This is a genomic window from Herbidospora yilanensis, assembly GCF_001570565.1.
Taxonomy (GTDB): domain Bacteria; phylum Actinomycetota; class Actinomycetes; order Streptosporangiales; family Streptosporangiaceae; genus Herbidospora; species Herbidospora yilanensis.
This window is the reverse complement of the sequence record NZ_BBXE01000006.1, coordinates 1-1,082: the sequence shown is the minus strand read 5'-3', so window position 1 is coordinate 1,082 and position 1,082 is coordinate 1. Positions and strand designations below refer to the sequence as shown.

Annotated in this window: 1 protein-coding gene; it reads left to right on the top strand. The window is 68.9% G+C overall.

Annotated elements, in window-relative coordinates; all coding sequences use genetic code 11:
• Window positions 1-106 precede the first annotated feature (106 nt).
• Complete coding sequence (locus AW273_RS00035) at window positions 107-1,072, top strand: IS481 family transposase (protein WP_062343958.1); 966 nt, start codon at window positions 107-109, stop codon at window positions 1,070-1,072.
• Window positions 1,073-1,082 lie beyond the last annotated feature (10 nt).

Below are 1,082 nucleotides of genomic sequence, written 5' to 3'. Positions count from 1 at the left end.
TGTACTTGGCCGAGATCTTGGTGACACGTGGCCGTCAGTGATTGATCATGAAGAAGACCTCCGGGCGTAGTGGAGTTAGCCGCTTCACGCACGCACGGAGGTCTTGATGGGTCACGCTAACGCCCGGCTGACGTTTCACGGCAGATGCCTGCTGGTCCGCCGTGTCGTGTTCGACGACCGCCCGGTCGCGCACGTGGCCGCCGAGCTGGGCGTCTCCCGCCAATGCGCGCACCGGTGGGTGACCCGCTACCGGGAGGAAGGCTGGCCCGGACTGCAGGACCGGCGCAGCGGACCCCGCACCAGCCCGCGCCGCACCCCACCCGAAACCGAGCAGCGCGTGCTGAAAGCCCGCGCCGACCTGCGGGCCGGACCCGATCGGCTCGCGGCCGCCACCGGGGTACCGGCCCGGACCATCACCCGGATCCTGCGCCGCCACGACATCCCACGCCTGGCGATGTGTGACCCGCTGACCGGAACGCCGATCCGCGCCACCCGCAAGAGCGAGCGCCGCTATGAGCATCCCGCGCCCGGCGACATGATCCACCTGGACGTCAAGAAACTCGGCCGCATCCCCGACGGCGGCGGCCACCGCGCCCACGGCCGCCAAGGATCCCCACGTGGCCGCGGGATCGGCTTCGACTACCTGCACACCGCCATCGACGACCACACCCGCCTGGCCTACATCGAAGTCCTGAACGATGAGAAAGGCACCACCTGCGCCGCCTTCCTCACCCGCGCCGCCGCCTACTTCCACGCCCGCGGGATCAGCCGCATCCACCGGGTGATGACCGACAACGCCAAGAACTACCGCATCAGCCACGCCTTCCAGCAGGCCTGCGCCGCCCTGGGCGCCCGGCAGAAGTTCACCCGGCCACACTGCCCCTGGACCAACGGCAAAGCCGAACGCCTCAACCGCACCATGGCCACCGAATGGGCCTACCGCCGGCCTTATGCCAGCAACCAGCACCGCACCCAAGCACTCGGCCCCTGGCTGGAGTACTACAACACCGCCCGGCCACACTCAGCCCTTGGCGGCAGGCCGCCCATCAGCCGACTGTCACCAAGTTCATGACCAAGTACAG